This is a genomic window from Iodobacter sp., assembly GCF_025352645.1.
Lineage (GTDB): Bacteria > Pseudomonadota > Gammaproteobacteria > Burkholderiales > Chitinibacteraceae > Iodobacter.
On record NZ_JANXSO010000145.1, the window covers coordinates 1 to 2,098 of the forward strand.

The window sequence follows — 2,098 nt, forward strand, 5'->3', positions numbered from 1 at the left end:
GCGAAGTCCGCACTAAGCTATCTAGCGAGCACGGTAAAACCCAGCTCAACCTTGGTTATTTAATCCACCCACGCACCGACGGCAAAGGCGAGCCACGCGGTGAAGGGTTTGAATTACGCACCGACAATCAAGGCGCAATCCGCGCCAATGGTTTACTCATTAGTACCGAAGCCAAAAACGGTGCAAGCGGCAAGCAACTCGACCACAGCCCCGCCCAAAGCCAGCTTGAATCTGCATTTTCACTCGCTCAAAGCCTAGGCGAAACGGCCACCAACCAGCTTGCCGACACCATAGAAACCGGCGACGAGGGCAAAACCGTTGAGGCCGATAATAGCGCCGGCAGCAAAGCCAGCACCGGCCACCTTTATCATCACGTACACGCCAGCAAAAGCCTTGAAGCAGGCAGCAACACCGATCAAGACGGCAAGAGCAAATCCAAAGACCAAACCGGCCAGCAAAAAATCATCTTGCTGCACGGTGAAGACGGCGTAGTCATCACTAGCCCGCAAAGCCAGACGATTGCCGCAGGCACCAACATCGACCAAATCGCCCAGCGTGATACCAACCAAACCTCCGGCCGCCGCTGGATACACAACGTAGGCCAACATATCAGCCTGTTTGTAGCTGGGGTAAAAGATAAAGTCGCGCTAAAACTGATCGCAGCCAAAGGCAAAATCCAGTTGCAAGCACAGAGCGACGATATCGAGATCACCGGCGATAAGAGCATCAAAATCACCGCCTGCAAAGAAAGCCTCTCGGTGGTGGCCCAAGACGAAATCCTGATGACCGCCGGTGGCGCGTATATCCGCATAAAAGGCGGCAATATCGACATTCATTGCCCTGGCGAAGTCAGTATTAAAGGTGCAACCCACGATATGAGCGGGCCATCCAGCATGAACGTGCCATTGCCTAAATTTAACCAGCCAGCATGCCGTGAGTGCATGAAAGAAATGGCGCTGACTCATCAAGCCATTGGTGAGAGGGCATAGTCATGTTGAACGAAATCCAAACCACGGTTCTTACATCCTTAGCTCAAGGGGAAAAATGGTATGCCACGCTTGATGCATCACAAATTCCTGCTTTGCAGCAAGCCGAATGGAAAAACCAACAAGCAGCTTGGCGTAATCTTTTAGAAGGCTCTGCAGAAGGTACGCAGCCTGATTTAACTGCATGGCTGTTGCCGCTTACCCAATCCAGCCTAGAATTCACCCTTAATTTAAGCATCGATTATCCGCATGCAGTGACTTGGTTAAATAGCCAATGGTCCATTGATGAAATCGCCGGATATTGGTGCATATTAAGTGATGTAAAGCTGCCTAATGGGCATACTGGGCTCTGCCGGTTTTACGATCCTTGTGTTTTAGCCCAATTAGAACGGGCACTTAGCAAACCACAATGGCAACGATTACTAGCGCCTGTTACGCAGTGGATTTATCTGGACCCATTTGGCCAAGTCAAACAGCAGCAGCCCCAGCCATTATTGATAAAACGTGCATCCTCATTGCATTTGAAACAAAAACAACTGGATTTGTTAAATAAAGAAAATCGCCCCCATTGGCTGATTGCTCAATTAATGGCGAATGAGCATGTTCCCTTAGAGCGCAATAATTTTGGGCTTTTTGCACGAGTGCATGATTCAGTTCAATTGCTAGAACAATATGGTTTAAATCGTGCAGAACAACAGTACACTTTTTGCGCGCTGACTTTGGATTGGGATGTTTCCTGTTTTCATAGCCCACGGCTTAACGCCAATCTGGCTTTAGTCGCAAAAAGGAAAATAGATTTGCTGGATGCGATAGAGCAGGAAAGTGCACCGCAATGAGCAAAAAAATAAACTGGAAGAAAATCCATCCTCTATCCGCTATTGTGTTGATCTCACTACTTGGCTGGGGTATTTGGAGCTTTTTACAACCGGCAAGCTATGGTGTTTGCCTTCAGGGCTTTAATTACACAGATAGAAGCATTGCAAAATACAGCGTTAATGGGGAATGGGGGGGAGGGCTTCCACCCAAACCAAGTGACAGCAAGTTTGGCGGGGGCGGTGGATTTGCGTGTGGCCCTTCTGTTGCAGGGCCCGAGGTCAAAATAAAGTGGATTT

At 49.0% G+C, this 2,098-nt stretch carries 3 protein-coding genes; all 3 read left to right on the forward strand.

The genetic code is table 11. From position 1 onward, the window contains the following. Positions 1–989 (forward strand): type VI secretion system Vgr family protein (locus Q0R17_RS16600; RefSeq protein ID WP_293936919.1); only part of this gene is annotated, 989 nt, incomplete at its 5' end. Positions 990–991: 2 nt separating this feature from the next. Then, a complete protein-coding gene (locus tag Q0R17_RS16605) occupies positions 992–1,822 on the forward strand; it encodes a DUF4123 domain-containing protein (RefSeq protein WP_293936921.1) in 831 nt (276 codons plus the stop codon). Next, positions 1,819–2,098: hypothetical protein (locus Q0R17_RS16610; protein WP_293936923.1), on the forward strand; the 280-nt coding region annotated here is incomplete at its 3' end. The genes Q0R17_RS16605 and Q0R17_RS16610, both read left to right, overlap by 4 nt.

Coding starts and splice junctions, on each gene's coding strand:
- Q0R17_RS16605 (WP_293936921.1), top strand. CDS start 992: ATGTTGAACGAAATCCAAACCACGGTTCTTACATCCTTAGCTCAAGGG.